The 25,582-nt window shown below is 62.4% G+C and carries 27 protein-coding genes and 2 pseudogenes; 14 read left to right on the top strand and 15 right to left on the bottom strand.

Features of this window, described 5'->3' with window-relative positions; translation table 11 throughout:
* The first annotated feature begins 2 nt into the window (after nt 1-2).
* Genes uca through urtE form a run of 7 tightly spaced genes read left to right on the top strand, consistent with a single transcriptional unit; the run spans nt 3 to nt 9,879 of the window.
* The gene (gene uca, locus GUC32_RS06605) at nt 3-3,623 is read left to right on the top strand and encodes an urea carboxylase (RefSeq protein WP_369435628.1); all 3,621 of its coding nucleotides are present in this window, start codon (nt 3-5) and stop codon (nt 3,621-3,623) included.
* Between the two features lie 14 nt (nt 3,624-3,637).
* A complete protein-coding gene (locus GUC32_RS06610) occupies nt 3,638-4,348 on the top strand; it encodes a GntR family transcriptional regulator (protein ID WP_265527268.1) in 711 nt (236 codons plus the stop codon).
* Nucleotides 4,349-4,383: 35 nt separating this feature from the next.
* Nucleotides 4,384-5,652 (top strand): urea ABC transporter substrate-binding protein, encoded by a 1,269-nt coding sequence (gene urtA, locus GUC32_RS06615; RefSeq protein WP_025302020.1) that lies wholly within the window; start codon nt 4,384-4,386, stop codon nt 5,650-5,652.
* Nucleotides 5,653-5,708: 56 nt separating this feature from the next.
* Entirely contained in the window at nt 5,709-7,289 is a 1,581-nt protein-coding gene (urtB, locus tag GUC32_RS06620) for an urea ABC transporter permease subunit UrtB (RefSeq protein ID WP_319869005.1), read from the top strand.
* On the top strand, nt 7,289-8,365 hold the full coding sequence (gene urtC / locus GUC32_RS06625; RefSeq protein ID WP_025302022.1) for an urea ABC transporter permease subunit UrtC: 1,077 nt from the start codon (nt 7,289-7,291) through the stop codon (nt 8,363-8,365). Before urtB ends, urtC begins: the two co-directional genes overlap by 1 nt.
* Nucleotides 8,362-9,168 carry an urea ABC transporter ATP-binding protein UrtD gene (gene urtD / locus GUC32_RS06630; RefSeq protein WP_015377102.1) on the top strand — a complete coding sequence of 269 codons (807 nt, stop codon included), beginning with the start codon at nt 8,362-8,364 and terminating at the stop codon, nt 9,166-9,168. The genes urtC and urtD overlap by 4 nt, the downstream gene beginning before the upstream one ends.
* A gap of 12 nt (nt 9,169-9,180) precedes the next feature.
* Nucleotides 9,181-9,879 carry an urea ABC transporter ATP-binding subunit UrtE gene (gene urtE, locus GUC32_RS06635; protein WP_046686646.1) on the top strand — a complete coding sequence of 233 codons (699 nt, stop codon included), beginning with the start codon at nt 9,181-9,183 and terminating at the stop codon, nt 9,877-9,879.
* A 7-nt stretch (nt 9,880-9,886) separates the two neighbouring features.
* On the opposite strand, the gene GUC32_RS06640 is transcribed toward urtE, so the two are convergent.
* Both GUC32_RS06640 and GUC32_RS06645 read right to left on the bottom strand, forming a co-directional pair.
* Nucleotides 9,887-10,186 (bottom strand): type II toxin-antitoxin system RelE/ParE family toxin, encoded by a 300-nt coding sequence (locus tag GUC32_RS06640; protein WP_049295232.1) that lies wholly within the window; start codon nt 10,184-10,186, stop codon nt 9,887-9,889.
* Nucleotides 10,171-10,434: a type II toxin-antitoxin system ParD family antitoxin gene (locus tag GUC32_RS06645; RefSeq protein ID WP_004939442.1), complete on the bottom strand. Its 264-nt coding sequence runs from the start codon at nt 10,432-10,434 to the stop codon at nt 10,171-10,173. The genes GUC32_RS06640 and GUC32_RS06645 overlap by 16 nt, the downstream gene beginning before the upstream one ends.
* Nucleotides 10,435-10,568: 134 nt before the next feature.
* On the opposite strand from GUC32_RS06645, the gene GUC32_RS06650 reads away from it, so the two are divergent.
* Nucleotides 10,569-11,081 (top strand): DUF2165 family protein, encoded by a 513-nt coding sequence (locus GUC32_RS06650; protein ID WP_004939438.1) that lies wholly within the window; start codon nt 10,569-10,571, stop codon nt 11,079-11,081.
* A 22-nt stretch (nt 11,082-11,103) separates the two neighbouring features.
* On the opposite strand, the gene GUC32_RS06655 is transcribed toward GUC32_RS06650, so the two are convergent.
* The 5 genes and pseudogenes from GUC32_RS06655 to GUC32_RS06675 form a co-directional block, all read right to left on the bottom strand.
* Complete coding sequence (locus GUC32_RS06655; RefSeq protein WP_151429119.1) at nt 11,104-11,616, bottom strand: GNAT family N-acetyltransferase; 513 nt, start codon at nt 11,614-11,616, stop codon at nt 11,104-11,106.
* Between the two features lie 24 nt (nt 11,617-11,640).
* Entirely contained in the window at nt 11,641-11,946 is a 306-nt protein-coding gene (locus GUC32_RS06660; protein ID WP_028127915.1) for a type II toxin-antitoxin system RelE/ParE family toxin, read from the bottom strand.
* Nucleotide 11,947: 1 nt separating this feature from the next.
* Complete coding sequence (locus tag GUC32_RS06665; RefSeq protein ID WP_016928576.1) at nt 11,948-12,208, bottom strand: type II toxin-antitoxin system Phd/YefM family antitoxin; 261 nt, start codon at nt 12,206-12,208, stop codon at nt 11,948-11,950.
* Between the two features lie 68 nt (nt 12,209-12,276).
* The gene (locus GUC32_RS06670; protein WP_369435629.1) at nt 12,277-13,512 is read right to left on the bottom strand and encodes an FAD-dependent oxidoreductase; all 1,236 of its coding nucleotides are present in this window, start codon (nt 13,510-13,512) and stop codon (nt 12,277-12,279) included.
* A 76-nt stretch (nt 13,513-13,588) separates the two neighbouring features.
* A pseudogene (locus GUC32_RS06675) lies at nt 13,589-13,897 on the bottom strand (DUF4865 family protein); the annotation flags it as partial.
* A 287-nt stretch (nt 13,898-14,184) separates the two neighbouring features.
* Between GUC32_RS06675 and GUC32_RS06680 the strand changes: the two are divergent.
* A complete protein-coding gene (locus tag GUC32_RS06680; RefSeq protein ID WP_049203899.1) occupies nt 14,185-14,583 on the top strand; it encodes a hypothetical protein in 399 nt (132 codons plus the stop codon).
* A 45-nt stretch (nt 14,584-14,628) separates the two neighbouring features.
* On the opposite strand, the gene GUC32_RS06685 is transcribed toward GUC32_RS06680, so the two are convergent.
* From GUC32_RS06685 to GUC32_RS06695, 3 genes and pseudogenes are all read right to left on the bottom strand, one after another.
* A complete protein-coding gene (locus GUC32_RS06685; RefSeq protein ID WP_072269807.1) occupies nt 14,629-14,916 on the bottom strand; it encodes a colicin Z C-terminal domain-related protein in 288 nt (95 codons plus the stop codon).
* 15 nt (nt 14,917-14,931) lie between these two features.
* Nucleotides 14,932-15,138 carry a hypothetical protein gene (locus tag GUC32_RS06690; RefSeq protein WP_072269808.1) on the bottom strand — a complete coding sequence of 69 codons (207 nt, stop codon included), beginning with the start codon at nt 15,136-15,138 and terminating at the stop codon, nt 14,932-14,934.
* A 398-nt stretch (nt 15,139-15,536) separates the two neighbouring features.
* A pseudogene (locus GUC32_RS06695) lies at nt 15,537-15,686 on the bottom strand (DUF4865 family protein); the annotation flags it as partial.
* A gap of 105 nt (nt 15,687-15,791) precedes the next feature.
* Here GUC32_RS06695 and GUC32_RS06700 point away from each other — a divergent pair.
* Nucleotides 15,792-16,661: a LysR substrate-binding domain-containing protein gene (locus GUC32_RS06700; protein ID WP_025302028.1), complete on the top strand. Its 870-nt coding sequence runs from the start codon at nt 15,792-15,794 to the stop codon at nt 16,659-16,661.
* Here the strand turns inward: GUC32_RS06700 and sseA are convergent.
* The gene (sseA, locus tag GUC32_RS06705; RefSeq protein WP_151429122.1) at nt 16,658-17,503 is read right to left on the bottom strand and encodes a 3-mercaptopyruvate sulfurtransferase; all 846 of its coding nucleotides are present in this window, start codon (nt 17,501-17,503) and stop codon (nt 16,658-16,660) included. The two genes, GUC32_RS06700 and sseA, sit on opposite strands and share 4 nt — an antisense overlap.
* 106 nt (nt 17,504-17,609) lie before the next feature.
* On the opposite strand from sseA, the gene GUC32_RS06710 reads away from it, so the two are divergent.
* Complete coding sequence (locus GUC32_RS06710; protein ID WP_369435630.1) at nt 17,610-18,035, top strand: NUDIX hydrolase; 426 nt, start codon at nt 17,610-17,612, stop codon at nt 18,033-18,035.
* A 7-nt stretch (nt 18,036-18,042) separates the two neighbouring features.
* Here GUC32_RS06710 and GUC32_RS06715 read toward each other — a convergent pair whose 3' ends face one another.
* The 3 genes from GUC32_RS06715 to GUC32_RS06725 all read right to left on the bottom strand — a co-directional run bounded on the left by GUC32_RS06715 (nt 18,043) and on the right by GUC32_RS06725 (nt 21,248).
* Nucleotides 18,043-18,708 (bottom strand): epimerase, encoded by a 666-nt coding sequence (locus GUC32_RS06715; RefSeq protein WP_089195648.1) that lies wholly within the window; start codon nt 18,706-18,708, stop codon nt 18,043-18,045.
* The gene (locus GUC32_RS06720) at nt 18,705-19,730 is read right to left on the bottom strand and encodes an AraC family transcriptional regulator (RefSeq protein ID WP_369435631.1); all 1,026 of its coding nucleotides are present in this window, start codon (nt 19,728-19,730) and stop codon (nt 18,705-18,707) included. Before GUC32_RS06720 ends, GUC32_RS06715 begins: the two co-directional genes overlap by 4 nt.
* Nucleotides 19,731-19,811: 81 nt before the next feature.
* A complete protein-coding gene (locus tag GUC32_RS06725; RefSeq protein WP_025302033.1) occupies nt 19,812-21,248 on the bottom strand; it encodes a PLP-dependent aminotransferase family protein in 1,437 nt (478 codons plus the stop codon).
* 180 nt (nt 21,249-21,428) lie between these two features.
* Between GUC32_RS06725 and GUC32_RS06730 the strand changes: the two genes are divergently transcribed.
* The 3 genes from GUC32_RS06730 to GUC32_RS06740 all read left to right on the top strand — a co-directional run bounded on the left by GUC32_RS06730 (nt 21,429) and on the right by GUC32_RS06740 (nt 23,609).
* Nucleotides 21,429-21,611 carry a DUF1127 domain-containing protein gene (locus GUC32_RS06730; protein ID WP_016928567.1) on the top strand — a complete coding sequence of 61 codons (183 nt, stop codon included), beginning with the start codon at nt 21,429-21,431 and terminating at the stop codon, nt 21,609-21,611.
* Between the two features lie 15 nt (nt 21,612-21,626).
* Nucleotides 21,627-22,250: a glutathione S-transferase family protein gene (locus GUC32_RS06735; RefSeq protein WP_025302034.1), complete on the top strand. Its 624-nt coding sequence runs from the start codon at nt 21,627-21,629 to the stop codon at nt 22,248-22,250.
* Nucleotides 22,251-22,478: 228 nt separating this feature from the next.
* The gene (locus GUC32_RS06740) at nt 22,479-23,609 is read left to right on the top strand and encodes a Gfo/Idh/MocA family protein (RefSeq protein ID WP_043136982.1); all 1,131 of its coding nucleotides are present in this window, start codon (nt 22,479-22,481) and stop codon (nt 23,607-23,609) included.
* Nucleotides 23,610-23,710: 101 nt separating this feature from the next.
* Here the strand turns inward: GUC32_RS06740 and GUC32_RS06745 are convergent, their stop codons facing one another.
* Nucleotides 23,711-25,582, bottom strand: coding sequence for an amidohydrolase (locus tag GUC32_RS06745; RefSeq protein ID WP_369435632.1), 1,872 nt, complete (start codon nt 25,580-25,582; stop codon nt 23,711-23,713).

Here is a 25,582-nt window from a genome sequence, read left to right on the forward strand (position 1 = left end):
ACATGTTTACTACCGTACTGATCGCTAACCGCGGCGAAATCGCCTGCCGCGCCATTCGCACCCTGAAACGCCTGGGCGTAACCAGCGTGGCGGTCTATTCCGACGCCGACCGCAATGCGCCGCACGTCGCCGAGGCCGACAGGGCGGTGGCGCTTGGCGGCGACAAGGCCGCCGACAGCTACCTGCGCATCGACAAGATCCTCGCGGCGGCCGCGGCCACCGGCGCGCAGGCGATCTACCCCGGCTACGGCTTTTTGTCCGAGAGCGCCGAGTTTGCCGACGCCTGCGAGGCGGCGGGCATCGCCTTTATCGGCCCGACGGCGGCGCAGATGCGCGAGTTCGGCCTCAAGCACCGGGCGCGCGAGCTGGCGGCGTTGGCCGGGGTGCCGATGACGCCGGGCACCGGCTTGCTGGAGAGCGTTGAGCAGGCGGTCGCCGCCGCTGCGCGCATCGGCTACCCGGTGATGCTGAAAAGCACCGCCGGCGGTGGCGGCATCGGTCTGACGCGCTGTGACGACGAGGCGGCGCTGCGCGACGCGTACGACAGCGTCAAACGGCTGGGAGAGCAGTTCTTCCGCGACGCCGGCGCCTTTATCGAACGCTTCGTCGATCGGGCGCGCCACGTCGAGGTGCAGATTTTCGGCGACGGCCAGGGGCGGGTGGCGGCGCTCGGCGAGCGCGACTGTTCGCTGCAGCGGCGCAACCAAAAGGTGGTGGAGGAAACCCCGGCGCCGCATCTGCCGGCGGCGACCCGCCAGGCGCTGCACCGGGCGGCGGTGGCGCTGGGCGAGTCGGTGAATTACCGCAGCGCCGGCACCGTAGAATTTATCTATGACGCCGCGCGCGACGAGTTTTATTTCCTGGAAGTGAACACCCGCTTACAGGTCGAGCACCCGGTTACAGAAATGGTCACCGGCCTGGATCTGATCGCATGCATGCTGCAGGTGGCGGCGGGCGACGCGCTGGATTGGGCGGCGTTGCAACGCGCGCCGCAGGGCGCGGCGATCGAAGTGCGCCTCTACGCCGAAGATCCGCTGAAAAACTTCCAGCCCAGCCCCGGCGTGCTGACCGAGGTGCATTTCCCTGACGACGTGCGCCTCGACGGTTGGGTGGCGACCGGCAGCGAAGTGTCGGCGTTTTACGACCCGATGATCGCCAAGCTGATCGTGCACGGCGCCGATCGGGCGCAGGCGCTGGAAAAATTGCGCGTGGCGCTGGCGGCGACCCGTTTGCACGGCATCGCCACCAACCTCGATTATCTGCGGCAGGTGATCGCCACGCCGCAATTTCAGCGCGGCGACGTCTGGACGCGCCTGCTGGACGATGTGCGTTTCCAGCCGCACTGCCTCGAAGTGCTGCAACCCGGCACCTACAGCAGCGTGCAGGATTATCCCGGCCGCCTCGGCTATTGGGACATCGGCGTGCCGCCGTCCGGCCCGATGGACGACTTCGCGTTTCGGCTGGCCAACCGCATCGTCGGCAACCACCCGGCGGCCGCCGGGTTGGAGTTTACCCTGCAGGGGCCGACGCTGCGCTTTCACTGCGACGCCACCATCGCGCTGACGGGCGCGAGCTGCCCGGCCGATCTGAACGGTGAAGCGGTTGCGTATTGGCGGCCGATCGCGGTGCGGGCCGGGCAGGTATTGACGCTGGGGCGCGCCACGCAAGGCTGCCGCACCTATCTGGCGGTACGTAACGGCTTTGACGTGCCGGTGTATCTCGGCAGCCGCTCCACCTTCGCGCTGGGCCAGTTCGGCGGCCACGCCGGGCGCACCTTGCGGGTGGCGGACATGTTGGCGATCGCCCAACCGGCGCTGGCGGCCAGCACTACGCCGGCACCGATCGCCGCGCCGCAGGCGATGGACGACAGCCTGATCCCGCACTACGGCGACCAGTGGCACATCGGCGTGCTGTACGGGCCGCACGGCGCGCCGGACTTTTTCACCGCTGAATCGATAGAGGCCTTTTTCGCCACCGACTGGCAGGTGCATTACAACTCCAACCGCCTCGGGGTGCGCCTGGCGGGGCCGAAGCCCGAGTGGGCGCGGGAGGACGGCGGCGAGGCCGGTTTGCATCCTTCCAACGTGCACGATTGCGAGTACGCCATCGGCGCCATCAACTTCACCGGCGACTTCCCGGTGATCCTAACCCGCGACGGGCCGAGCCTTGGCGGCTTCGTCTGCCCGGTGACCATCGCCAAGGCCGAACTGTGGAAAGTGGGGCAGGTGAAGCCGGGCGACCGCATCCGTTTCCATCCGATCGGCTTCCGGCAGGCGCAGTCGCTGGAGCAGGCGCAGCTCGGCAGCATCGAAGCGCTGGCGGCGGTGAAGGCCATCACCCTGCCGCCGCCGGATCTGGCCCCGGCGGAGACCGTTTCCGCCGCGGTGCTGGCGGCGCTGCCGGCGGCGGAAGGGCGCCCGGCGGTGGCGTATCGCCAGGCGGGGGACGGCTACATCCTGATGGAGTACGGCGACAACGTGCTCGATCTGGCGCTGCGGCTGCGCATTCATCTGCTGATGCAGTCGCTGCGTGAGGTGGCGATACCGGGCGTGGCGGAGCTGGCGCCGGGCGTGCGTTCGCTGCAGATCCGCTACGACAGCCGGCAGATTAGCCAGGCCGACCTGCTGCAGCGCCTGCTGGCGCGCGAACGGGCGCTGGGGGACGTCAGCCGCCTGAAGGTGCCGACGCGCACCGTGTGGCTGCCAATGGCGTTTGAGGATTCGGCCACGCTGGGGGCAGTGGATCGCTATCAACAGACGGTGCGCGCCTCGGCGCCCTGGCTGCCGAACAACGTCGATTTTATTCAGCGCATCAATGGCCTGAGCCGACGCGAGCAGGTGCGCGACATTCTGTTCGACGCCAGCTACCTGATCCTCGGGCTGGGCGACGTCTACCTCGGCGCGCCCTGCGCGGTGCCGCTCGATCCGCGCCATCGCCTGCTGAGCTCCAAATACAACCCGGCGCGCACCCACACCGCCGAAGGGACGGTCGGCATCGGCGGCATGTACATGTGCATCTACGGCATGGATTCGCCGGGCGGTTACCAGCTGGTGGGGCGCACGCTGCCGATCTGGAACAAGTTTCTCAAAAACCCGCAGTTCACTGCCGGTGAGCCCTGGCTGCTGCGCTTCTTCGATCAGGTGCGCTTCTACCCGGTCAGCGAGCAAGAGCTGGACGAGCAGCGCGAAGCGTTCCGTGAAGGGCGCATGCAGGTGCGCATCGAAGAGAGCGAGTTCGACTTCGCCGCCTACACCCGTTTCCTGGCCGACAACGCCGAGGCGATCGCCGACTTCCAGCATCGCCAGCAGCAGGCGTTCAGCGCCGAAGTGGCGCGCTGGCGCAGCGATGACGACGAGGCCGAGGCGCAGCTGTTGCCGCCGGAGGAAGAAGACGCCATCGACGGCGATTTGGTCAGCGCCGATCTGAACGGCAGCGTGTGGAAGATCCTGGTGGAACCGGGGCAGGCGGTGGCGGCCGGGCAGCCGCTGATCGTGGTCGAGGCGATGAAAATGGAGCTGGCGGTCACCGCGCCGCGCGCCGGGATCGTTAAACGCATCAGCTGCCGGCAGGGGCGGCCGGTCGGGCCGGGCGACGCCCTGCTGTGGCTGGAAAAAGCGGTCTGAACGGAGGGGCGATGATGCAAATCACCAACGGAGAGCACAAGGCGCGCCCGGAAGGGTTGGCGGAGCGCATTTATCTGCAGCTCAAGGCCGACATCTTCGAGTTTCGCCTGCTGCCGGGCGATCGCTTCAGCGAAAGCGACGTGGCGCAGCGCATGGCGGCCAGCCGCACGCCGGTGCGTCAGGCGCTGTTTCGGCTGGAGCGCGAAGGCTATGTCGAGGTGTTGTTTCGCAGCGGTTGGCAGGTGCGGCCGTTCGATTTCGCCTACTTCGAAGAGCTGTACGACCTGCGCATCGTGCTGGAGCAAGAGGCGGTGAAACGGCTGTGCGAACGCCCGGCCGGGGAAACGCCGGACGCGCTGGCGGCGCTGAGCCGTTTTTGGACCGAAGCGCCGCGCCTGGCTGACGGCAAGGCGGTGTCGCAGCACGATGAGCAGTTTCATCAGGCGTTGGTGGCCGCGGCGGGCAACGGCGAAATGGCGCGCATTCACCGCGAACTGACCGAAAAGATCCGCATCATTCGCCGGCTGGATTTCACCCAGCAGGCGCGGGTGGACGCCACCTACCGCGAGCACGCCGCCATTTTGCAGGCGATCCTGCGGCGGCAAAGCGAGGAGGCGCAAACGCTGCTCGGCGAGCATATCGCCGTCAGCAAGGCAGAAGTGCGAAAAATAACGCTGCACATGTTGCACCAGGCGCGGGCTCAGCCGCCCGCGCGCTCGGCGTAACGATTTTGATTTCACACACATCAGGAGTTTGAACTATGCAACGTCGTCGTTTTATCAAAGCTTTTGCGCTGTCCGCCGCCGCTGTCGGCCTGGGCCTGGCCTGGAGCGCGCAGGCCGCCGACACCATCAAGGTCGGTATTCTGAGTTCGCTCTCTGGCACCATGGCGATTTCCGAGACGCCGCTGAAGGATGTGGCGCTGATGACCATCGACGAGATCAACGCCAAAGGTGGGGTGCTCGGCAAAAAGCTGGAGCCGGTGGTGGTGGATCCGGCCTCCAACTGGCCGCTGTTCGCCGAAAAGGCGCGCCAGCTGCTGAGCCAGGACAAGGTGGCGGCGGTGTTCGGCTGCTGGACTTCGGTGTCGCGCAAGTCGGTGCTGCCGGTGTTTGAGGAGCTGAACGGGCTGCTGTTCTATCCGGTGCAATACGAAGGCGAAGAGATGTCGCCGAACGTGTTCTACACCGGCGCGGCGCCGAACCAGCAGGCGATCCCTGCGGTGGAATACCTGCTGAGCGAGGACGGTGGCGGCGCCAAGCGCTTCTTCCTGTTGGGCACCGATTACGTCTATCCGCGCACCACCAACAAGATCCTGCGCGCCTTCCTGCACAGCAAAGGCGTGCAGGACAAGGATATCGAAGAGGTCTATACGCCGTTCGGCTACAGCGATTACCAGACCATCGTCGCCAACATCAAGAAATTCGCCGCCGGCGGCAACACCGCGGTGATCTCCACCATCAACGGCGATTCCAACGTGCCGTTCTACAAAGAACTCGCCAACCAGGGCGTCAAGGCCACCGACGTGCCGGTGATCGCCTTCTCGGTCGGCGAGGAAGAGCTGCGCGGCATCGACACCAAACCGCTGGTGGGCAACCTGGCGGCCTGGAACTACTTCGAATCGCTGGATAACCCGACCAACAAACAGTTTGTCAGCCAGTGGAAAGCCTACGCCAAGGCGCACAATCTGCCGAATTACGCCACTGCGGTCACCAACGATCCGATGGAGGCCACCTACGTCGGCCTCCACATGTGGGCGCAGGCGGTGGAAAAGGCCGGCACCACCGACGTCGATAAGGTGCGCGCGGCGATGGCCGGGCAAACCTTCGCCGCGCCGTCGGGCTTCACGCTGACCATGGACAAGACCAATCACCACCTGCACAAGCCGGTGATGATCGGCGAGATCGAGGGCAACGGCCAGTTCAACGTGGTGTGGCAGACCGAGGCACCGGTGCGCGCGCAGCCGTGGAGTCCGTATATCGCCGGCAACGACAAAAAGCCGGATTACCCGGTGAAAGGCGGCAAGTAACGTCACTCAGCGCCGGCGCGGCTCGACGCGCGCCGGCCCAACAGAAGAGGCAGCTGATGCAATCTCCGTTTTTATCCTCTCTGCGCGCCGGGCTGTGGCTGTTGTGCGCCTGGCCCCTGCTGGCGCAGGCCGGGCCGGCCGATGAGTTCGCGGCGGCCAATCGCGCGCAGCAGGCCAAACTGCTGCAGGCGTGGGCGGCCGAGCCGGACGCCGCTCGCCTGCCGCTGCTGCAGGGGCTGCAGCAGGAAACCGTGGCGATCGACGGGGCGAAACGCGCCTTTATCCGCCAGGGCGACCGCTATCTGCCGCTTGAAGGTGAGGCGGCCCCGGTTGGCGAGCCGAAGAAAGTGTGGCTGAACAACCGGCTGCGCATTCTGATTGCCAACGCGTTGTCGGCGCAGCGGTTGGTCAGCGCGGACGCGGCGGTGCGGCTGCAGGCGGCGACCGCGCTGCAGCGCGAGGCGCAGGGCGAGCAGTTGCCGCTGTTGACCCGGCGGCTGGCGCAGGAGAAAGACCCGCAGGTACGCGACGCGCTGAGCATTGCGCTGGCGAACCTGCAATTGGCCGACGCCAGCCCGCAGGTGCGCTTCAATGCGGTGCGGCTGCTGGGGGAATCGGGCGAGCCGGAAACCCGCGCGCGGCTGCAGGCGTTGACCGACGCGGCCAATGAGCCGGACGCCGCGGTGCGCGCCGAGGCGCAGCGCAGCCTGCAGCGCGTGCAGCACCGCCTGATGATCGGCGATCTGCTCGGCCAGGCGTTCAGCGGCCTGTCGCTCGGCTCGATCCTGCTGTTGGCAGCGCTCGGCCTGGCGATCACCTACGGCCTGCTCGGCGTCATCAATATGGCGCACGGCGAAATGCTGATGCTCGGTGCCTATTCCGCCTATCTGGTTCAGGGGCTGTTTCAGCAGTTTGCGCCGCAGTGGCTGGCGCTCTATCCGCTGGCGGCGCTGCCGGTGGCGTTCGCCATCACCGCCGGGATCGGCATGGCGCTTGAGCGCACGGTGATCCGCCACCTGTACGGCCGGCCGCTGGAAACCCTGCTGGCCACCTGGGGCATCAGCCTGGTGCTGATCCAGCTGGTGCGGGTGCTGTTCGGCGCGCAGAACGTCGAGGTTGCCAACCCGGCGTGGCTGTCGGGCGGCGTGCAGCTGTTGCCGAACCTGGTGTTGCCGTGGAACCGCATCGCGGTGATCGCGTTCGTGCTGCTGGTGCTGGCGTTGACCTGGCTGCTGCTGAACAAGACTCGGCTCGGCATGAACGTGCGCGCGGTGACGCAAAACCGCGCGATGGCGGCCTGCTGCGGCGTGCCCACCGGGCGGGTGGACATGCTGGCCTTCGGGTTGGGATCCGGCATCGCCGGGCTTGGCGGGGTGGCGCTGTCGCAGTTGGGCAACGTCGGGCCGGAGCTGGGGCAAGGTTACATTATCGACTCGTTCCTGGTGGTGGTGCTCGGCGGCGTCGGCCAGCTGGCGGGGACGGTGGCGGCGGCCTTCGGCCTCGGCATCGTCAACAAGATCCTCGAGCCGCAGATCGGCGCCGTGTTGGGCAAGATCCTGATCCTGGTGCTGATCGTTCTGTTTATTCAAAAGCGTCCGCAGGGGCTGTTCGCCCTCAAGGGCAGGGTGATTGACTGATGAGCCAACCATTGACCGTAACCGGCGTGCAGAAAGCGCCCCGGCTGGCGTTGAGCATCGGCGGGCTGGCGTTGCTGGCGCTGCTGGTCATGCCGTTCATGACGTTGTTGCCGGCGGATCATCCGCTGGCGGTGTCCACCTATACCCTGACGCTGGCGGGCAAGATCCTGTGCTACGCGGTGGTGGCGGTGGCGCTCGATCTGGTGTGGGGCTATGCCGGGCTGCTGTCGCTCGGCCACGGGCTGTTCTTCGCGCTCGGCGGCTACGCCATGGGCATGTACCTGATGCGGCAGGCGGCGGGCGACGGGCTGCCGGCGTTTATGGCGTTCCTCTCCTGGAACGAGCTGCCGTGGTTCTGGAGCGGCACCCAGCATTTCGCCTGGGCGCTGTGCCTGATCGTGCTGGTGCCGGGCCTGTTGGCTTTCCTGTTCGGCTACTTCGCCTTTCGCTCGAAAATCAAAGGGGTGTACTTCTCGATCATGACCCAGGCGCTGACCTATGCCGGCATGCTGCTGTTCTTTCGCAACGAGACCGGTTTCGGCGGCAATAACGGCTTTACCGGTTTCACCACGCTGCTCGGCTTTCCCATCACCGCCGCCGGCACGCGGGTGGCGCTGTTCCTGGCGACGGTGCTGCTGCTGGCCGCCAGCCTGGCCATCGGCTTTGCGCTGGCGCGCAGCAAGTTCGGCCGGGTGCTGACCGCGGTGCGCGATGCGGAAAACCGCCTGACCTTCTGCGGCTACGATCCGAAGGGCTTCAAGCTGTTCGTCTGGACGCTGTCGGCGGTGCTGTGCGGGCTGGCCGGCGCGCTCTATGTGCCGCAGGTCGGCATCATCAACCCCGGCGAAATGTCGCCGACCAACTCGATCGAGGCCGCCATTTGGGTCGCCCTCGGCGGGCGCGGCACCCTGGTGGGGCCGCTGCTCGGCGCCGGCATCGTCAACGGCGCCAAGAGCTGGTTCACCATGGCCATTCCCGAATACTGGCAGTTTTTTCTCGGCCTGATGTTTATCGTCGTCACGCTGTTTCTCCCGAAAGGAGTGATTGGCCTGCTGCGGCGGAGGAAATCCTCATGAAGGCGATGCAAGTGACCGACGAACTGTTTACTCATCCGCTGCCGGCGGACAAATACCGGCAGCAAACCGATCCGGTGCTGCAGCTCGACAACGTCAACGTCAGCTTCGACGGTTTTCGCGCGCTGACCGATCTGTCGTTGCGCATTGGCGTCGGCGAACTGCGCTGCGTGATCGGCCCCAACGGCGCCGGCAAGACCACGCTGATGGATGTGATCACCGGCAAAACCCGGCCGGACAGCGGCAGGGTGTTTTACGATCAGACCGTCGATCTGACCCGGCTGGCGCCGATGCAGATCGCCCACGCCGGCATCGGCCGCAAGTTTCAAAAACCGACGGTGTTCGAGGCGCTGACGGTGTTCGAAAATCTGGAGATCGCGCAGAAAACCCGTAAGTCGGTGTGGGCCTGCCTGCGCGCCCGCCTAAGCAGCGAACAGCGCGACCGCATCGACGAGATGCTGAAGACCCTGCGGCTGGGGCATGAGCGCCACCGGCCCGCCGGGCTGCTGTCCCACGGGCAGAAACAGTTTCTCGAGATCGGCATGCTGCTGGTGCAGGAGCCGCACCTACTGCTGCTCGACGAGCCGGCGGCCGGCATGACCGACGCTGAAACCGACTACACCGCCGAACTGTTCCGCGAGCTGGCGGGCAAGCATTCGCTGATGGTGGTGGAGCACGACATGGGGTTTGTGGAAACCATTGCCGATCGCGTGACGGTGCTGCATCAGGGACAGGTGCTGGCGGAAGGATCGCTGGCGCAGGTGCAGGCCGATGAACGGGTGATTGAGGTATATCTGGGGCGCTGAGGAGGCGTAATCATGCTGCAGGTAGAGGAATTGAATCAGTATTACGGCGGCAGCCACATTTTGCGCGGCCTGTCGTTCGAGGCGCGCATCGGCGAGGTGACCTGCCTGCTGGGGCGCAATGGCGTGGGCAAGACCACGCTGCTGAAATGCCTGATGGGGCTGATCCCGGCGCGCAGCGGCAGCGTCCGTTGGCGGGGCGAAACCATCACCGGTAAAAAGCCGCATCAGCGGGTGCAGGCGGGTATCGCCTATGTGCCGCAGGGGCGGGAGATTTTTCCGCGCCTGACGGTGGAGGAAAATCTGCTGATGGGGCTGGCGCGTTTTTCCGGCGCCGACGCGCGCGCGGTGCCGGATCCGATCTATGAACTGTTTCCGGTGCTGCGGCAGATGAAGGATCGGCGCGGCGGCGATCTCTCCGGCGGGCAGCAACAGCAGCTGGCGATTGGCCGGGCGCTGGCCTGCCGGCCGCAGCTGTTGATCCTCGACGAACCGACGGAAGGGATCCAACCTTCGGTGATCAAGGAGATCGGCGCGGTGATCAAACAGCTGGCGGCGCGGGGCGATATGGCGATCCTGCTGGTGGAGCAGTTCTATGACTTCGCCGCTGACCTGGCGGATAGCTATCTGGTGATGTCGCGCGGCAGCATCGTGCAGCGCGGCGCCGGCAGCGCTATGGAACAGGACGGCGTCCGCGCGCTGGTGGCGATTTAACGTTGGGTCAGCTGAAAAAGGATTGGCTGAGCGGATCGCGGGAATGATGCAGCACTCTGATGATATTCACCTCCCGCCTGTGCTGTCGAAAATAAATCAGGTGGTTGGCGACGGGCAATACCCATAGGCCGGGGCCGATTGCATCGATGTTTCTGCCGAGTTGGTGGTGGCTAAGGTTATCGAAAGCCTGATGCAGGCGGCGCAGATAATCTTCGGCCACCTGCAAGCCAAAGTGCGCCAACCCGTAAAAATAGATCTCTTCCATATCGTCCAACGCTTTTGGACGAACGGTTACTCTCCTGCGCATCCTTTTGCTTTGCTCCGTATTCTTTCCATGAACACATCACGATCCCATTCGACGGCTTCGCCGCTGTTCTCTCCTTCGGCGATCAAGCGCCTAAGCTCTTCCAGTTTTGAGGCGGCGGTACGTTCGCGCAAAGTGCGCACGGATTCGCGGATGACTTCGCTGGGCGTTCGGTAATCGCCGCTGGCCACCAGGTCTTCGACGAAGCTACGCAGTTCGTCACCCAGATCTACCGTTAGTGTTCTGCCCATTGTTCCTCCTCACTTTCGGCTATGCTGCGTCATTGTAAGATTAGTTCTTACATTGTGCATGTCAAACTATCAGGATCTCAATAGCGGTCCCGTCATGAGGACGGGAGCCACCCGTTTATTCATTAAGGATAACCATGAACGAAATCACTGTGTCACGCCTCGGTTGCATCGTCCTGTCTCTGTTTCCGGCTCTGTGGGGGCTGTTCAGCCTGTTGAACAATACGGCGGATTTCGCCGGCACCGCGCGCAATGCGGTGGGGCCGCTGCTTGCCATGCAGGATACTTATCAAACGCCGGGGCTGATGTGGCGCGCGATCCGCGCCGACTGGGCCTGCATGTTGGGGTTGGCGGTCATCACCACGCTGGAAACGCTGGCCGGCCTATTCGCGGCCGCGGGCGTGGTGCTGATGATCGGGCGATTGAAAGGCCCTTACGCCGCCTTCGCCAAGGGCAAAGCCTGGGCGATGCTGGGGGCGCTTTGCGCAATTGCGGTGTGGGGCGTCGGCTTTATGGTGGTCGCCGGCGACTGGTTTATGGCCTGGCAGGCCAAGAAGGATCCGCTGGCGGTGCAGCTGGGGGCGCTGATCTACCTGGCGCCCAATGCGTTTGCCTTGCTGTTCCTGATGCTGCAGCGGGAGCCGCGCTAAACGACGGCGGAGCGGGGCGCGGTTACAGCGCCTTGCTCATATACCAGATGCCTATCGAGCCCTGGGCGCTGGTGTAGCAGGTCTCGCCACAAATGTTCAATCCCTGGCGCTGATAAAAGCGTTGGGCGCCGGTGTTGCGTTGCAGCACCTCCAGCCACAGCGTCTTTTGCCGGCGCTCGATGGCCCGCTGTTGCACCTGTTCGAACAGGCGCTGGCCATAGCCATTGCCGGCATGGCCCGGCAGGAAATAGATTTTCTGCAGCTCTGCGCCGATGTGCTCGGTTGGTGCCAGCAGGCTGTCGAAGTTCACCCGCGCATAGCCGACGAGGGCGTCATTCTCATAGGCCAACAGCCAGCACACGTCGGGATCGCGCAGCGTCTGTTCCAGCGCGGAGACGGAAAAATCCTCGGCCAAAAAGGCCTCCAGCTCGTGCGGGTAGTGCCACAGCTCACCGAAGTGGGCGCGGTAGGTGCGGATGCCGATATCGCGCACTTGCGTTAAATCTTCCAGCAATGCCTGACGAACGGTGAACATCAGTGCCCCTTTGAGTAAGAAAAATTACAGCCGTTGTTCCAGATGCCGGTGAGGCACCATCGCCTGATGCAGAATGGCGAGAACGGTGATGCCGGCAGGGCGGTTGCGGTAGTAGATCCTATGGCTGGCGTAAGGAAAACTGCGTATCTCTTCGCCCAGATCGTGGAAGTGAGCTTTACCCGCTTCCGGCATATCTGCCAAATGATGCATGACCTCTCTCAACTGCTCAAGATAGCGGCGAGATTGCGCTTGGCCCCAGTGCTCGATGGTGAAATGACGAATAGCCAGCAGATCTTGTTGGGCCTGCGGGGTGAGGCGAAACGCGGGCATCTCAGTCTGTTTCATCGGTGAGCAGACGGTTGAAGAAGGCATCGCCGTCTACCGCTTTACCGGCGTCTTCCTCGGCGGTAGCCTGCGCGATTTTTTGCTGCAGTGCGCTTAATTTGAGATCTTCCAGCGCCTGGTAATCTTCTACAGACATGACGACGGCGACCGGTTTGCCGTTGCGATTGATTTGCACCGGTTCACGCTGCGCCTTGAGCAGCAAATCGCCGAATTGGGTTTTGGCCTCGTTCGCGGTGAGTGCGTACATTTAATCGCTCCAGTTAATTAAATCGTTCGATTTAACCATTATACGGCGCGATGAAAAAATCACCAATGCTATTCCGGCGGGCAGGTTTCGTTGGACAGATGCCGCGGTGTTTCACGGCGAAAACCCAGGCCGATGATGCGGCCGAACAGGCGCGGCAGCCAGCGGCTGTTGCCGACGCGGGCGATCAAGCGCGAGCCGCCCGCCGCGCGGCGTTCGCCCGGCTTGCGCTGGCTCATTTTGATCTGCAAAAACTGGATGGCGCGAGTGGGGAATTCGCGCCGGCGCTGCACGCTCAGCAGATGCTTCAGCTGCAGCCGATGCTGGCGCAGCGGCGGGATCAGGGCGTTGGCGGCGGCCACCGCGTCCTGAATCGCCAGGTTGACGCCCACACCGCCGATCGGCGACATGGCGTGCGCGGCGTCGCCGATGCACAGCACCCCCGGTTTGGCCCAGCGATCCAGACGATCGATGCGAATGCTCAGCAGTTTGACCTGATCCCACTCGACGATCTCCTGCAGGCGATCGTCCTGGAATGGCGCCACCTCGGCGAGGTGCAGTAAAAATTTCTCCAGCCCGCTGTGGCGGATCGCATCGAAGCTGCCTTTGTCGATCGAATAACCGCACTGCCAGTAGTCGCCGCGATCGATCATGATGAAGTTCTGTTTCGGCCCGGTGTGGCCCATCGACCAGGCCGGATCGCCCGGCTGCTTGCTGAGCTTCATCCACACTACGTCGCGCGGCGCGCCGAAGGATCGGCTGCTGAGCGCCGCCTGTTCGCGCACCACCGAGTTGCGGCCGTCGGTGCCGACCACCAACTGGCTGCGCACGCGGATCGGGCCTTCCGGCGTGTCGGCCAGCACGCCGCACACCTGGCCGCGGTCGTACAGCAGCTGGTGAACCTGCGTTGAGGTCAGCAGCCTGAAGTTGGGGAAGGCGGCGGCCTGCTGGGCCAAAAAGTTGAGGAACTCCCACTGCGGCATAAAGGCGATAAATTTGCAGCGCGTCGGCAGGCGGGTGAAATCCGCCAGCTTGATGTCGCGTCCGGCGACTTCGGCGTGCAGAGATTCCGCGCGCTGATGCGGCAGCGTCAGCAGTTCGTCGAGCAGGCCCAATTGATGCATGACTTCCAGCGTCGATGGGTGAATGGTGTCACCGCGAAAATCGCGCAGGAAATCGGCGTGCTTCTCCAGCACCGTCACGTCGATCCCCGCCCGCGCCAGCAGATAGCCGAGCATCAGCCCGGCGGGGCCGCCCCCCACGATGCAGCAGGTGGTGGCGTAAGGTGTGATTGGTGATGACGGCATGGCGGTTGACCCCGGAGAGCGGCCCGCATCCCGCGAGCCGCAAGTGAATGTTTAATGTTGATAATGATTATCAATATCAAGTTTGACTGTCAACCCGCGGCGCAGTGTGGTCAAAGGGGGCGGACAGATGGCCGACGCGGAACAGTTGGCCGTTTTGCGGCCCTGCCAGCGGGGGTTCACGCCAGACATCCAGCCGCACTAACCGCCACTCGGCGGGATCGAACGCCACGATGGAGGCTAGCGCACCGGGCGCCACCTGCTGTTGGCGCCGCAGCGCAGGCAGATCGCTGTAGGGGGCGATAACCTGCTCCTGACAGGTCGCCCAGGCGGCCTCGGCCAAATGAGGGCGATCGAAATGCGTCAGCCAGTGATTGACGCGCGGCCAAACGTCGCCAGTACCTGAATCAACATGCACAGGGTAGACGGCAGCTCGCTTTTTAATCATTAAAGGCAGGGGGTGGCCAGCACCAGCAGATAATTCTTTATAGAATTTTGATAATTTCTGGCTCAGTGCGGAGGTGGGAATGTAAGAACATTTATAAAATATGTCAGATGACCGTATGTTGATTTATGTAGGTTATAAGGAGAACATTGAGATGCATCGAACTTATTAACGTACTACAATAAGATTGTAGCTTATTCTAACGCTAAGCCCCCACAAAAGGAGTTGATATGAAAAGATTTAAGACGAAGTCCTTATTGTTAAGCGTACCTGCATTGTTATTATTAGGCTGCTCAAGTTACAAAGAAAAAGATCAGCTAAAGTATGTAGTTGGGCAGGATAGTTTTACCCTAAGTCATAAATGTGTCGCCACAGCAAAGTTACAAGATAATAAAAAGACTAATCAAACCGGTGTGATTATAAATTTGAGTGACAATGACCAGTGTAAGAAAAAGTTAAACAATTTGATAAACAGCAACGAGGGTAAGGATGTTTCCGTTTATTTTAACGAAACACCAGTAACATCTCCTGTAAGAATTCATTCTAAAATAGATGTTGGCAACGGATATTATCAGTCTGTCACCAACAAAGAACTCGCTATCGACATACTCAGTGCTTACGACCAATAAGGTATAGAATAGCAACCTTATTTATAATAAGGTTGCTTTATGATATCAAGCTAAATTAGTATAAACGTGAACACCTTGTCCCGTCCCGCTAATGCTCTTAAATTTGATTTTATCTTGCCCAGCGCCTCGACAGGCAATTTGAAACGATGCAGGGCCAATAACCGTCACTGTTTTAGGGCCGTTTGGCGCATACCAAATAAATGCCACAAAGGGACCTTCAAGTTGAGAGATAGACTCAAAGTAAACAGTGTATGCTATATCACCAATATGACTTTCAAGATTAACCCAGGGTCCAAAGGCACCTGGCGGTGCCCAGACGTTTTGAGAAATCATAATACCTCCAATTAATTAATGTTCATGTGAGTGCTGTTGCCATTGTTTGTCATTAGATACATCTATAATTGAAACATCGGCACCTTCAAAAGCCTTGAAGAAATAGTCTAGTGCTTGTTCTTTTGTTGCAACAATATCTGACTGGCAACTAATTTCGGTGCCATTCTCATTTTTATAAGAAAAGAGAATGCGTTGTGTTAAAACTGAATTTTCGTTTTCCATAGTACCTCCTGCCTTTAATAGAGGAACTGAATTTAAGATAAATAACTATTGTTATCACCTTATATAGACCTTGTCAGAGATGGCACAACCTGAGCATTACAGGTCGACTCAGAAAGTGTAGTAAAACTTATAAATTAGGTCAGCATAGCATTCTTGATGATTAAGAAGGTCAATCGACTTTTTGGGGTTTCTAACCATGAAACGTAGCGTGACCTATCCGCGGCTGGCGTGAACTAACGATACATAATGTATGAAAATGCCAGTTTCGATGTGTTTTTTAACCTAAAAACCATTTTTCAGGCACATTTATCCAATGCTGACAGCTGCAGTCATCTTTTTTCTCCATCAGATGGCGCTTGTCTGACAACCGGTTGGTGGCATGCACGCCTCGCAGTGGCGCTGCCTTCGCTGCGCTGTGCGTACAGATACGCTTTGACGATCAGCTGCGGGCAGGCGTCGAGCCGATGGCCGACATCGGCGATGCGGCGGCGGACGATCGCCATGTCGTAATCGGCGGGCAGGGTGAAACGGTATTGCATCGCGAGCATAAGGATTCTCCTGAAAGACATTGACCGGGAGAGCGTGACACGCCATCTTTATCAGTAAAATCGGTATTATTTTGATTGATGGTTCAGAAAATCAGGATGGTCAGCATGGGGCGAATAACGTTCGATCTCGAGGATTTGCGCAGCTTCGTCACCGGCGTCGAGCTGGGCAGCTTCGCCAAGGCGGCTGAACGGCTGGGGCGTTCGACGTCGGCGGTCAGCGCCCACCTGAAAAAGCTGGAACAGCAGGTCGGCGCGCCGATCCTGCGCAAGGCCGGGCGCGGCATGGTGATGACCGAGGCGGGGGAAACCCTGCTCGGCTACGCGCGCCGTCTGCTGGAGCTCAATGACGAAGCCGCCGCCGCGGTGCGCGGGTTGGATCTGCAGGGCACGGTGCGGCTGGGGTTGCAGGAGGATTTCGGCGAGACGTTTCTGCCGCAGGTGTTGGGCAGCTTCGCGCGCGCCAATCCGAAGGTGCGCATCGAGGCGCGCATCGCCCGCAATGCCGAGCTGATCGACTGGGTGCTGAAAGGCCAGCTGGACCTGTCGCTGGCGTGGGATGGCGGTTTGAGCACGCCGTTTCATCAGGCGCTGGGGCAGCGGCAGCTGCACTGGATCGCCTCGCCCGGCTTCGCGCTGGCGCCGTGGCGAGAAGGGGATGAGCCCTTGCCGTTGGTGATGTTCGACGCGCCCTGTCTGATGCGCAGCGCGGCGACGCAGGCGCTGGATCGCGCCGGTATTCCCTGGCGCATCGCCTTTACCAGCCGCAGCCTGAATGGCGTTTGGGCGGCGGTGAGCGCCGGGTTGGGCGTCACGGTGCGCACGGCGGCGGGCTTACCGCCCGGCCTGTCACCGCTGGCCCCCGATCTGCTGCCCGCTCTTGGCCAACTCGGCGTGGTGCTGCACCGCGCCGAGGATCAGCCTTCGGCCGCCGTGCAGCGGCTGGCGCAGATCGTGGTCGAGCGGATCGAAACCTAATCTTGGGCGATTGGCTGCTTGCCGCTCAGCTGGCCCCATTCGCTCCAGGCACCGTCATACAGCTTGACCTGCGGCGCGCCGAGCGACAACAAGCCAAACGCCAGCACCGCCGCCGTCACGCCGGAGCCGCAGCTGGTGATGATCGGGCCGTTGATGTCCACCCCCTTGTCGCTGAAGGTTTGGCGCAGTGCCTCCAGCGATTTGAAACGGCCGTTCTCCAGCAGCTCGCCGTACGGAATATTGATGCTGCCCGGAATGTGGCCGCGGTGCAGGCCGGGACGCGGCTCCGGCGCTTCGGCATGAAAACGCGGCGCGGCGCGCGCGTCGAGAATTTGCACCGGCGTGCCTAGCGCCTGTTCCACTTGCCGCATATCCACCACCGCGTCGGCGTTGAACCGGGCGTTGAACGTCTGCGGGGCAGGCTGCGCCGGGCCGGTTGCCAGCGCTTGGCCTTGCGCGGTCCAGCCGTTCAGCCCTTCGTCCAGTACGTAAACATGCTGGGCGCCGAAATTGCGGAAGGTCCACCAGCCGCGCGGCGCGGAGAACTGGTTACCCTCGTCGTAAATCACCAGGGTATCGCGCTCGCTGATGCCCAGCTTGCCCACCGCCGCGCCAAACTCCGCCGCCGTCGGCAGCATGTGCGGCAGCGCGGTGTTTTTGTCCGCCACGTCGTCGATATCAAAATAGACCGCGCCGGGGATATGGCCGCGTTCGAACTCGGCAAGCATGTCCTTTTTCGGCGTTAGCCCCACCGGCGACATCCGAACGTCGATCACCACCAGATTTTCATCGTTGATATGTTGCGCAAGCCATTGGGGAGTCACCAGAAACGGAGAGTTCATCGTTATTGTTCGCCTGTTGTGAAAACGGATTTTCACTATACACCAGGCCGCGCGGGGATGAAGTATGATGTTCGGTCAAAGGCGATGGGCCGGGAGCGGAGAAATCATGACGGACGAGGCGTTTGGCGGGGCCAAGATCGCGCTGCTGTGCGACGATCGCTTGCTGGTTTACCAACGGGACGACAAGCCGGGCATTCCATGGCCCGGTCAATGGGATCTGCCTGGCGGCGGGCGGGAAAACGGCGAAACGCCGCTGCAGTGCGTGCAGCGGGAAACGCAGGAAGAGTTCGGCGTGACGATCGCGGAATGTCAGGTTGTCTGGCGGCGGCGCTACGATGGCGTTCTGCCCGGCTCCCCGCCGACCTGGTTTATGGCCGGCGAGATCGCCCCGGCGCAGATCGCCGCCATTCGCTTTGGCGACGAAGGCCAGCGCTGGCGGATGATGCCGGTGGCGCAGTTTATTGAGCATCCGCAGGGCATCGAGCATCTGCGCCGCCGGGTGGCGGCGTATTGGCGGTGGCGCGGTGGATGACGGTATTTCAGCGCGTCGCCAGTTGATTGATCTGCGGCGGCTCCAGGATGCGCAAGGCGGTTTCCCGGCGCGCCACCGCCAGCATCGCCAGCCCGATTCGTTCGGTGCTGCTCACCTGCGAGGGAAACAGCCGCAATGCGCCGAGCCACAGCGGTTTGAACAGCCGATAAATCAGATCGTATGTACGGACTTTGGAGCGAATGCCGTGCAGCGGCACAATGGCGCCGGGGCGGAACATCACCGCGTGGAACGGCAGCGCCAGCAGCGCGTTTTCGGTGGCGCCCTTGACCCTGGCCCACATGCTGCGGCCGCGTTCGCTGCTGTCGGTGCCGACGCCGGAAACGTAGATGAAGACCATCGTCGGGTTCAGCGTCGCCAACGGGCGAGCCGCGGCCAGCGTCAGGTCGTAAGTTACCGAGCGATACTCGACTTCGCTCAGGCCGGCGGACGAAATCCCCAGACAGAAGAAACAGGCGTCGTAGCCGGCGAGCTGCGGCTCCAGCGCCGACAGGTCACGCAGGTCGGGCAGGGAGAGCTGGCGCAGTTTGGCGTGGCTCTGCGCCAACGGGCGCCGGCCGATGCTGAGCACTTCGCTGACCCGCGGATCGCGCAGGCATTCTCGCAGCGCGCCCTGGCCCACCATGCCGCTGGCGCCGAAGATAATCACTTTCATGCTCTGTCCTCCCGATGGTCGGCTACACGCTGAGTGCGCCAGCGGCTGGGCGTCAGCGCTTCCCACTGAATAAAGGCGCGGCTGAACGAATTCAGCTCTTCGAATCCCAGCACAAAGGCAATTTCCCCAGGCTCAAGATCGGTATCCGCCAACAAGCGGCAGGCGGTGCGGTGGCGGGTTTTGTCCAGCAACTGCTGGTAGCTGTAGCCGTGCCGTTGCAGACGGCGCTGCAGCGTGCGCGGGCTGAGATAGAGCTCCGCGGCCACGCTGTTGACGCTGGGGCGCTGGCCGCGCATGCTGCGGCCGAGGATCGTCATCACCTGTGTGGGCAAGTCTTGCTCGGCGCGTGCTTCGGCCAACTCGGCCTCCAGCTCCGGCAGCAGCAGCGCCAACATGTCCTGGTCGTGGGTGATGAGCGGCTGCTGCATCAGCGCACGGTCAAATACCAGCACGTCCAGCGGCGCGTCGAATCGCACCGGGCAGCCGAAGTGGCGCAGCAGCGGTGAGTGGGGATCGCGACGGCGGGTCACCTCAAGCGCCTTGGGCTGCAGCGGTAAACCGGTGCCACGGCGGCACAGGGTGGTGATAGAGGCGAACATGGTGTCTATCAGCAATTCCGGCGTATGGTCCTCGATCATCGTCCAACGCGTATGCAGCCGAACGCTGTCGCCATCTTCCTCCAGCATCAGTTCTTCCGGGCACACCAACCGTTTGTAGCGCGCGACTTTACGCAGGGCCTCGCCCATCGTGGCGGAGTGCAGTGCGGCGACTGACGCGATATCGTAATGCTCCGGCGCGACGTCGCCGCCCAGCCGCAGACCAAAGGCGGGATCGTCGCTCAGTTGGGCGAGGGCGCGCCAGACGGCGAAGAACTGGTGGGTGGTCAACCGCACTTTTACGCGCCGCTCGCTGAGCAGCCCGGCGGGCAAGCCGGCTAACTGACCGACCCGTTCGAGATCGACGCCTTGCGCCGCGAGGCGCACCGCCAACGCGTTGGAAACCGGAATTTGATCGCTGCTCATGGTTGTTGCCTGCCAGTGGTAAGAGAAGGCATTACTCTAAAACAGCCCGTCCGTGCGCCGATAATCCGATCGCGTCAAGATTTAATCCGATTGCGCCAAACTGTCGGTTGGCATCAGCGCCTGGATGGTGGCGCCGACCCGTTGTACCGCCTGTTCGATCTCCGTCGTCAGCGTCGGCGCATAGTTGATGCGCAGACAGTTGCGGTACTTGCCGGCGGCGGAAAAAATGCTGCCGACGGCGATTTGTACGCCTTGCTGCTCGAGATGGCGGTTTAGCCGCAGGGTATCGAACGCTTCGTCCAATTCGATCCACAGCATAAAACCGCCGCGCGGCCGGCTGACGCGGGTGCCGACCGGGAAGTGTTTCAGGATCAAATCGGTCATGCGATCGCGGTTCTGCTGGTAGCGGGCGCGCATGCGCCGCAGGTGCTGCAGATAGTGCCCGCTGCGGATAAATTCGGCGATCGCCAGCTGCGGCTGGGTGGCGGTGGCGCCGGAGCCGATGAACTTCATGTGTAGCACCCGCTCCAGATAGCGGCCGGGCGCGATCCAGCCCACGCGCAGCCCCGGCGCCAGCGTTTTGGAAAACGAGCTACACAGCAGCACGCGGCCGTCGTCGTCGAACGACTTGATGGTGCGCGGCCGCGGGTAGTGATAGGCGATGTCGCCGTAAACGTCATCCTCGATGATCGCCGCATCGTGGCGTTGCGCCAGCGTCAGCAGCCGCTGTTTATGGGCGTCGGGCATGATGTAGCCCAGCGGGTTGTTGCAGTTGGGCGTCAGCAGAATGGCCTTGATCGGCCACTGTTCAAGGGCCATCTCCAGCGCGGCCAGGCTGACGCCGGTGAGCGGATCGGTGGGGATTTCCAGCGCTTTGATGCCCAATCCCTTCAGCGTTTGCATGGTGCCGTGGAAGCAGGGGGAATCGACCGCCACGATGTCGCCGGGTTGGCAAACGGCGCGCAGCCCGGCGGAGATCGCTTCCTGGCAACCGGTGGTGATCAGCAACTGATCGGCACCGATATGGCAGCCGGAATCCAGCAGCAGACGAGCGACCTGTTCACGCAGCGCGGTCACGCCCTGAATGCTGTCGTAATAAAGGCTGCGCAGGTCGCCGTGGCGGGCGGCGTTGCGCAGGGCGACAATCAGCGGTTTCATCGTCGGCTCGGCGACGTCCGGCATGCCGCGCCCCAGTTGGATCAGGCCTTCGCGCGGCCGGTTGCGCACCAGCTCCAGCACCTGCTCCCATTGCGAAATGTCCACCGGCCGCTGCACCGGCGCCGTCATAGCGGGCAGCTCGGCCTGCGCGCGCCGCGTATGCACGAAGTAGCCCGACTTCGGCCGCGCTTCCACCAGGCGCTGTTCCTCGAGCAGCCGGTAGGCTTGCTGCACCGTGCTGATGCTGACGCCGTGCTCCTGGCTCAATGCGCGCACCGAAGGCAGGCGATGGCCGGCCGGATACAACCCTTGCTGAATGCGTTGGCTGAGAATGGCGGCCAGCGTGGCGTAGCGTGTCATACAGAGGCCTCTCATCGGCGGTAAGAATTAAAAAACCGGTACAGATGCTTTCAAAGTAAACCATTCAGTGGGTTTTTTGGTGCAGCTGTATGAAAAAAATAGCGCCAGCGTGAATCTGTATTGTTTTTCTCTCGGCGAGCATGATGACTGCAACGCGAAAACATCAGGGAGAATAACAAGATGGCTCTGTTTACTGGCGCGCCGCGGCGGCGCTCATTCGGTGGGTCACGCTGGCGTCTGTATCTGCAACGCTACAGGACGCGAAAAGAATTATTATTGCTGGACGATGCGCGGCTGATCGATATTGGTTTGTCGCGTGCAGAAGCGCTGCGTGAAGGATGTAAACCTTTCTGGAAAGAATAGATAAGAGGAAAACCGATGCTGAGAGTCTTGGGCAAGGCTTCATCAATCAACGTGCGCAAAGTGTTATGGACCTGTCAGGAGCTGGGGCTGACGCTGGAACGGGAAGACTGGGGCAGCGGCTTTCGCTCCACGCAGGAGCCGGCGTTTCTGGCGCTGAATCCCAACGGCCTGGTGCCGGTGCTGATTGACGGCGAGCGGGTGCTGTGGGAGTCGAACACCATTTGCCGCTATCTGGTGGGGCGGGAAGGGCGCCGCGATCTGCTGCCGCAGGAACCCGGCGCGCGCGCGGCGGTGGAGATGTGGATGGACTGGCAGGCCACCGATCTGAACGGCGCCTGGCGCTATGTGTTCATGTCGCGCGTGCGCGGGCATGCGGATTACCAGGATGCCGCCAGCCTGGCCGCCGCCGAACGCGAGTGGAATCGGCTGATGGGGCTGCTGGACAGGCATTTGGCGCAGCACGGCCCTTATGCCGCCGGCGCCACCTTCACGCTGGCGGACGTGGTGCTGGGGCTGTCGCTGAACCGCTGGCTGATGACGCCGTTCGAGCGGCCGAATTATGCGGCGCTGGCGGCCTATCAGCAGCGCCTGCTGCAACGCCCTGGCTACGTGCAACACGGTGCCAACGGTTTGCCGTAATATGAAATAAATGGTTCATTTTATCCCGTCCGGATACGACCAGCCGCGTCCGGGCTTTCCTCATTGCATCATCCCGTCAACGTTTCATGAACGGCATCACGAATATGAACTTTATTTTCCCGCGTGCTTGTTATTGAAATTTATATTCCATATAAACCCGTTATCAATCGGCGCGTTTCATTGAGCCGCGCCTGGTTCTACACAGAATTTCGGTCACGGGAGAAAATGATGAAACAGGTACGCGTTGGGTTAATCGGCACCGGCTATATCGGGCGTTGTCACGCTATCGCTTATGCGCAGGCCCCCACGGTATTTCCCCTTAAAGGGGATCTGGTGCTGGAGATGCTGGCGGAGGTGACGCCCGAGCTGGCGGCGCAGCGCGCGGCCGAGTTCGGCTTTGCGCGTTCGACCGGCGACTGGCGGCAGCTGGTGGCCGATCCGGCGATCGACGTGGTAGACATCTGCGCCCCTAATTTCTTGCACAAAGAGATGGCGCTGGAGGCGATCCGCCACGGCAAGCACGTATATTCGGAAAAACCGCTGGCGCTGGACGCCGCCGACGCGGCGGAGATGGTGCAGGCCGCCCGCGCCAAGGGCGTGAAAACGCTGGTCGGTTTCAACTACATGAAGAACCCGACCAGCCAGCTGGCGCGCGAGATCATCGCCAACGGCGAAATCGGCGAGGTGGTGCATTTTTACGGCACCCACAATGAGGATTACCTGGCCGACCCGCGCACGCCGATCGACTGGCACTGCCGCCGCGCCAGCGCCGGGCTGGGCGCGTTGGGGGATCTGGCTGCGCATATCGTCAATATGGCGCACTACCTGGTGGGCGATATCGTGGCGGTCTCTGGCGATATGCAGACCGTGATCAAGCAGCGCCCGGACCCGCAAGACCCGGCGCGCCTGCTGCCGGTGGAAAACGAAGATCAGGCCAGTGCACTGCTGCGTTTCGCCGGCGGGGCGATGGGCACGATCGAAACGTCGCGCATCGCCTGCGGGCGCAAGATGGGGCTGACCTATGTGGTCACCGGCACTAAAGGCACGCTGAGCTATACCCAGGAACGGATGGCGGAGCTGAAGCTGTATCGGCACGATGAACCGGTGGAGCGGCAGGGGTTCAAGACGCTGCTGGTGGGGCCGAAGCACCCGGACTATGCGGCGTTTTGCATCAGCGCCGGGCACGGCATTGGTTTTAACGATCAGAAGACGGTGGAGATCCGCGATCTGGTCAACGGCATCGCCGCGGGCGATCGCATGTGGCCGGACTTTGAAGAAGGCTGGAAGGTGTCTTGCGTGCTGGATGCGATAGCCGCCTCCGCCGAGCAGCGGTGCTGGCTGGAGATCAACCGCGATTGACAATAAAATGGCGCTCTCCGCGGACAGCGCCATTAATTTGCTGCTTTACTAACTTAGTATCTTATTAAGCTAGTTACGTAATAAGTTGCTGGGCTGGCAACTTAGAACGAGAAGCACGAACAGCCGAACGCGCCCCAGAAGGCATTCTCGTCCGACACCGGGATGCTGGAGCGGCGCGCAATGTCATGCTGATGCGCGTGTACGCCGCACGGGCCGCAGCATTGGTGCGCCTGGCTCACGACCCCGACGCGGGCCACCGCCGACGGCGGCGCGGAGCGGTAATGGCCCGGCACTTGGGTGACCGGTGACCACTCCGGCAGCACCGGCAGCGGCGGTGGCGCCAGCGGCGAGAAGCTGCCAGCGGCGTAGACCACTTTGCCATCCACCACCGTCATCACCGACTCGATGCCTTTGATCTGCTCTTCCGGCACGCTGAAATAGTCCTGCGACAGCACCGCCATATCCGCCAACTGACCGACCTTGATCTGGCCTTTCTTGCCCTGTTCGGTGGAGAACCAGGCGCTCCCTTGCGTCCACAGCATCAGCGCCGTTTCGCGATCCAGACGGGCGCTGTCGTCGTACATCGCCATGCCGCCGACGGTGCGGCCGGAGACCAGCCAGTACAGCGCCGTCCACGGGTTGTAGCTGGCGACGCGGGTGGCGTCGGTGCCCAGCCCGACCGGCAGCTCAGCCGCCAGCATTTTCGCTACCGGCGGCGTATGTTTGGTGGCTTCGATGCCGTAGCGATCGGCGAAATATTCGCCCTGGAACGCCATGCGATGCTGCACCGCAATGCCGCCGCCCAGCGCCTTGACCCGTTCGATATTGCGTTCGGTAATGGTTTCGGCGTGGTCGAATAGCCAGTGCAGCCCGTTGAACGGAATGTCGCGGTTCACCTTCTCGAACACGTCCAGCATGCGGCTGATGGACTCGTCATAGGTGGCGTGCAGGCGGAACGGCCAGCGGTGCTCGACCAAATGGCGCACCACCCGCTCCAGCTCGTCTTCGGTGCCCGGCGGCAGATCCGGGCGCGGCTGCAGGAAGTCTTCGAAGTCGGCGGCGGAAAACACCAGCATCTCGCCGGCGCCGTTGTGGCGATAGAAATCGGTGCCCTGGCCTGGCTTGAGCATATCAGTCCACAGCTCGAAGTCTTCCAGTTCCTGCTTCGGCCGCTGGGTGAACAGGTTATAGGCGATGCGGATGGTCAGCTGCTTTTTCTCGTGCAGCTCGGCGATCACCTGATAATCCTCCGGGTAGTTCTGGAAACCGCCGCCGGCGTCGATGGCGCTGGTGAGGCCGAGGCGGTTCAGCTCACGCATGAACTGGCGGGTGGAGTTGACCTGCTGTTCCAGCGGCAGCTTCGGCCCTTTCGCCAGCGTGGCGTACAGGATCATGGCGTTGGGTTTGGCGATCAGCATGCCGGTCGGGTTGCCGTTGGCGTCGCGCTGGATCTCGCCGCCCGGTGGGTTCGGCGTGTCTTTGGTGTAGCCGACCACCTTCAGCGCCGCGCGGTTGAGCAGCGCGCGATCGTAGAGATGCAGAATAAATACCGGCGTGTCCGGCGCCGCCTGGTTGATTTCGTCCAGCGTTGGCATGCGGCGTTCGGCAAACTGGAATTCGGTCCAGCCGCCGACCACCCGCACCCATTGCGGGCTCGGCGTGCGCAGCGCCTGCTCTTTCAACATGCGCAGCGCGTCGGCCAGCGAAGGCACGCCTTCCCAGCGCAGCTCCAGGTTGTAGTTCAGGCCGCCGCGGATCAGGTGCAGGTGCGAGTCGTTCAGGCCCGGAATGGCGGTGTGGCCGTGCAGATCGATCACCTGGGTTTCCGGCCCGGCGTGCTGCATGACTTCGCCTTCGCTGCCGACCGCCAGAAACTTGCCGTCGCGGATGGCGACCGCCTGTGCGGTAGGATTTTGGCGATCGACGGTGTGAAACTTTCCGTTGGTGATGATCAATGAAGCGTGGTGGTTCAT

Source organism: Serratia sp. NGAS9 (genome assembly GCF_009905295.1).
In the GTDB taxonomy this organism is placed as follows: domain Bacteria; phylum Pseudomonadota; class Gammaproteobacteria; order Enterobacterales; family Enterobacteriaceae; genus Serratia; species Serratia bockelmannii.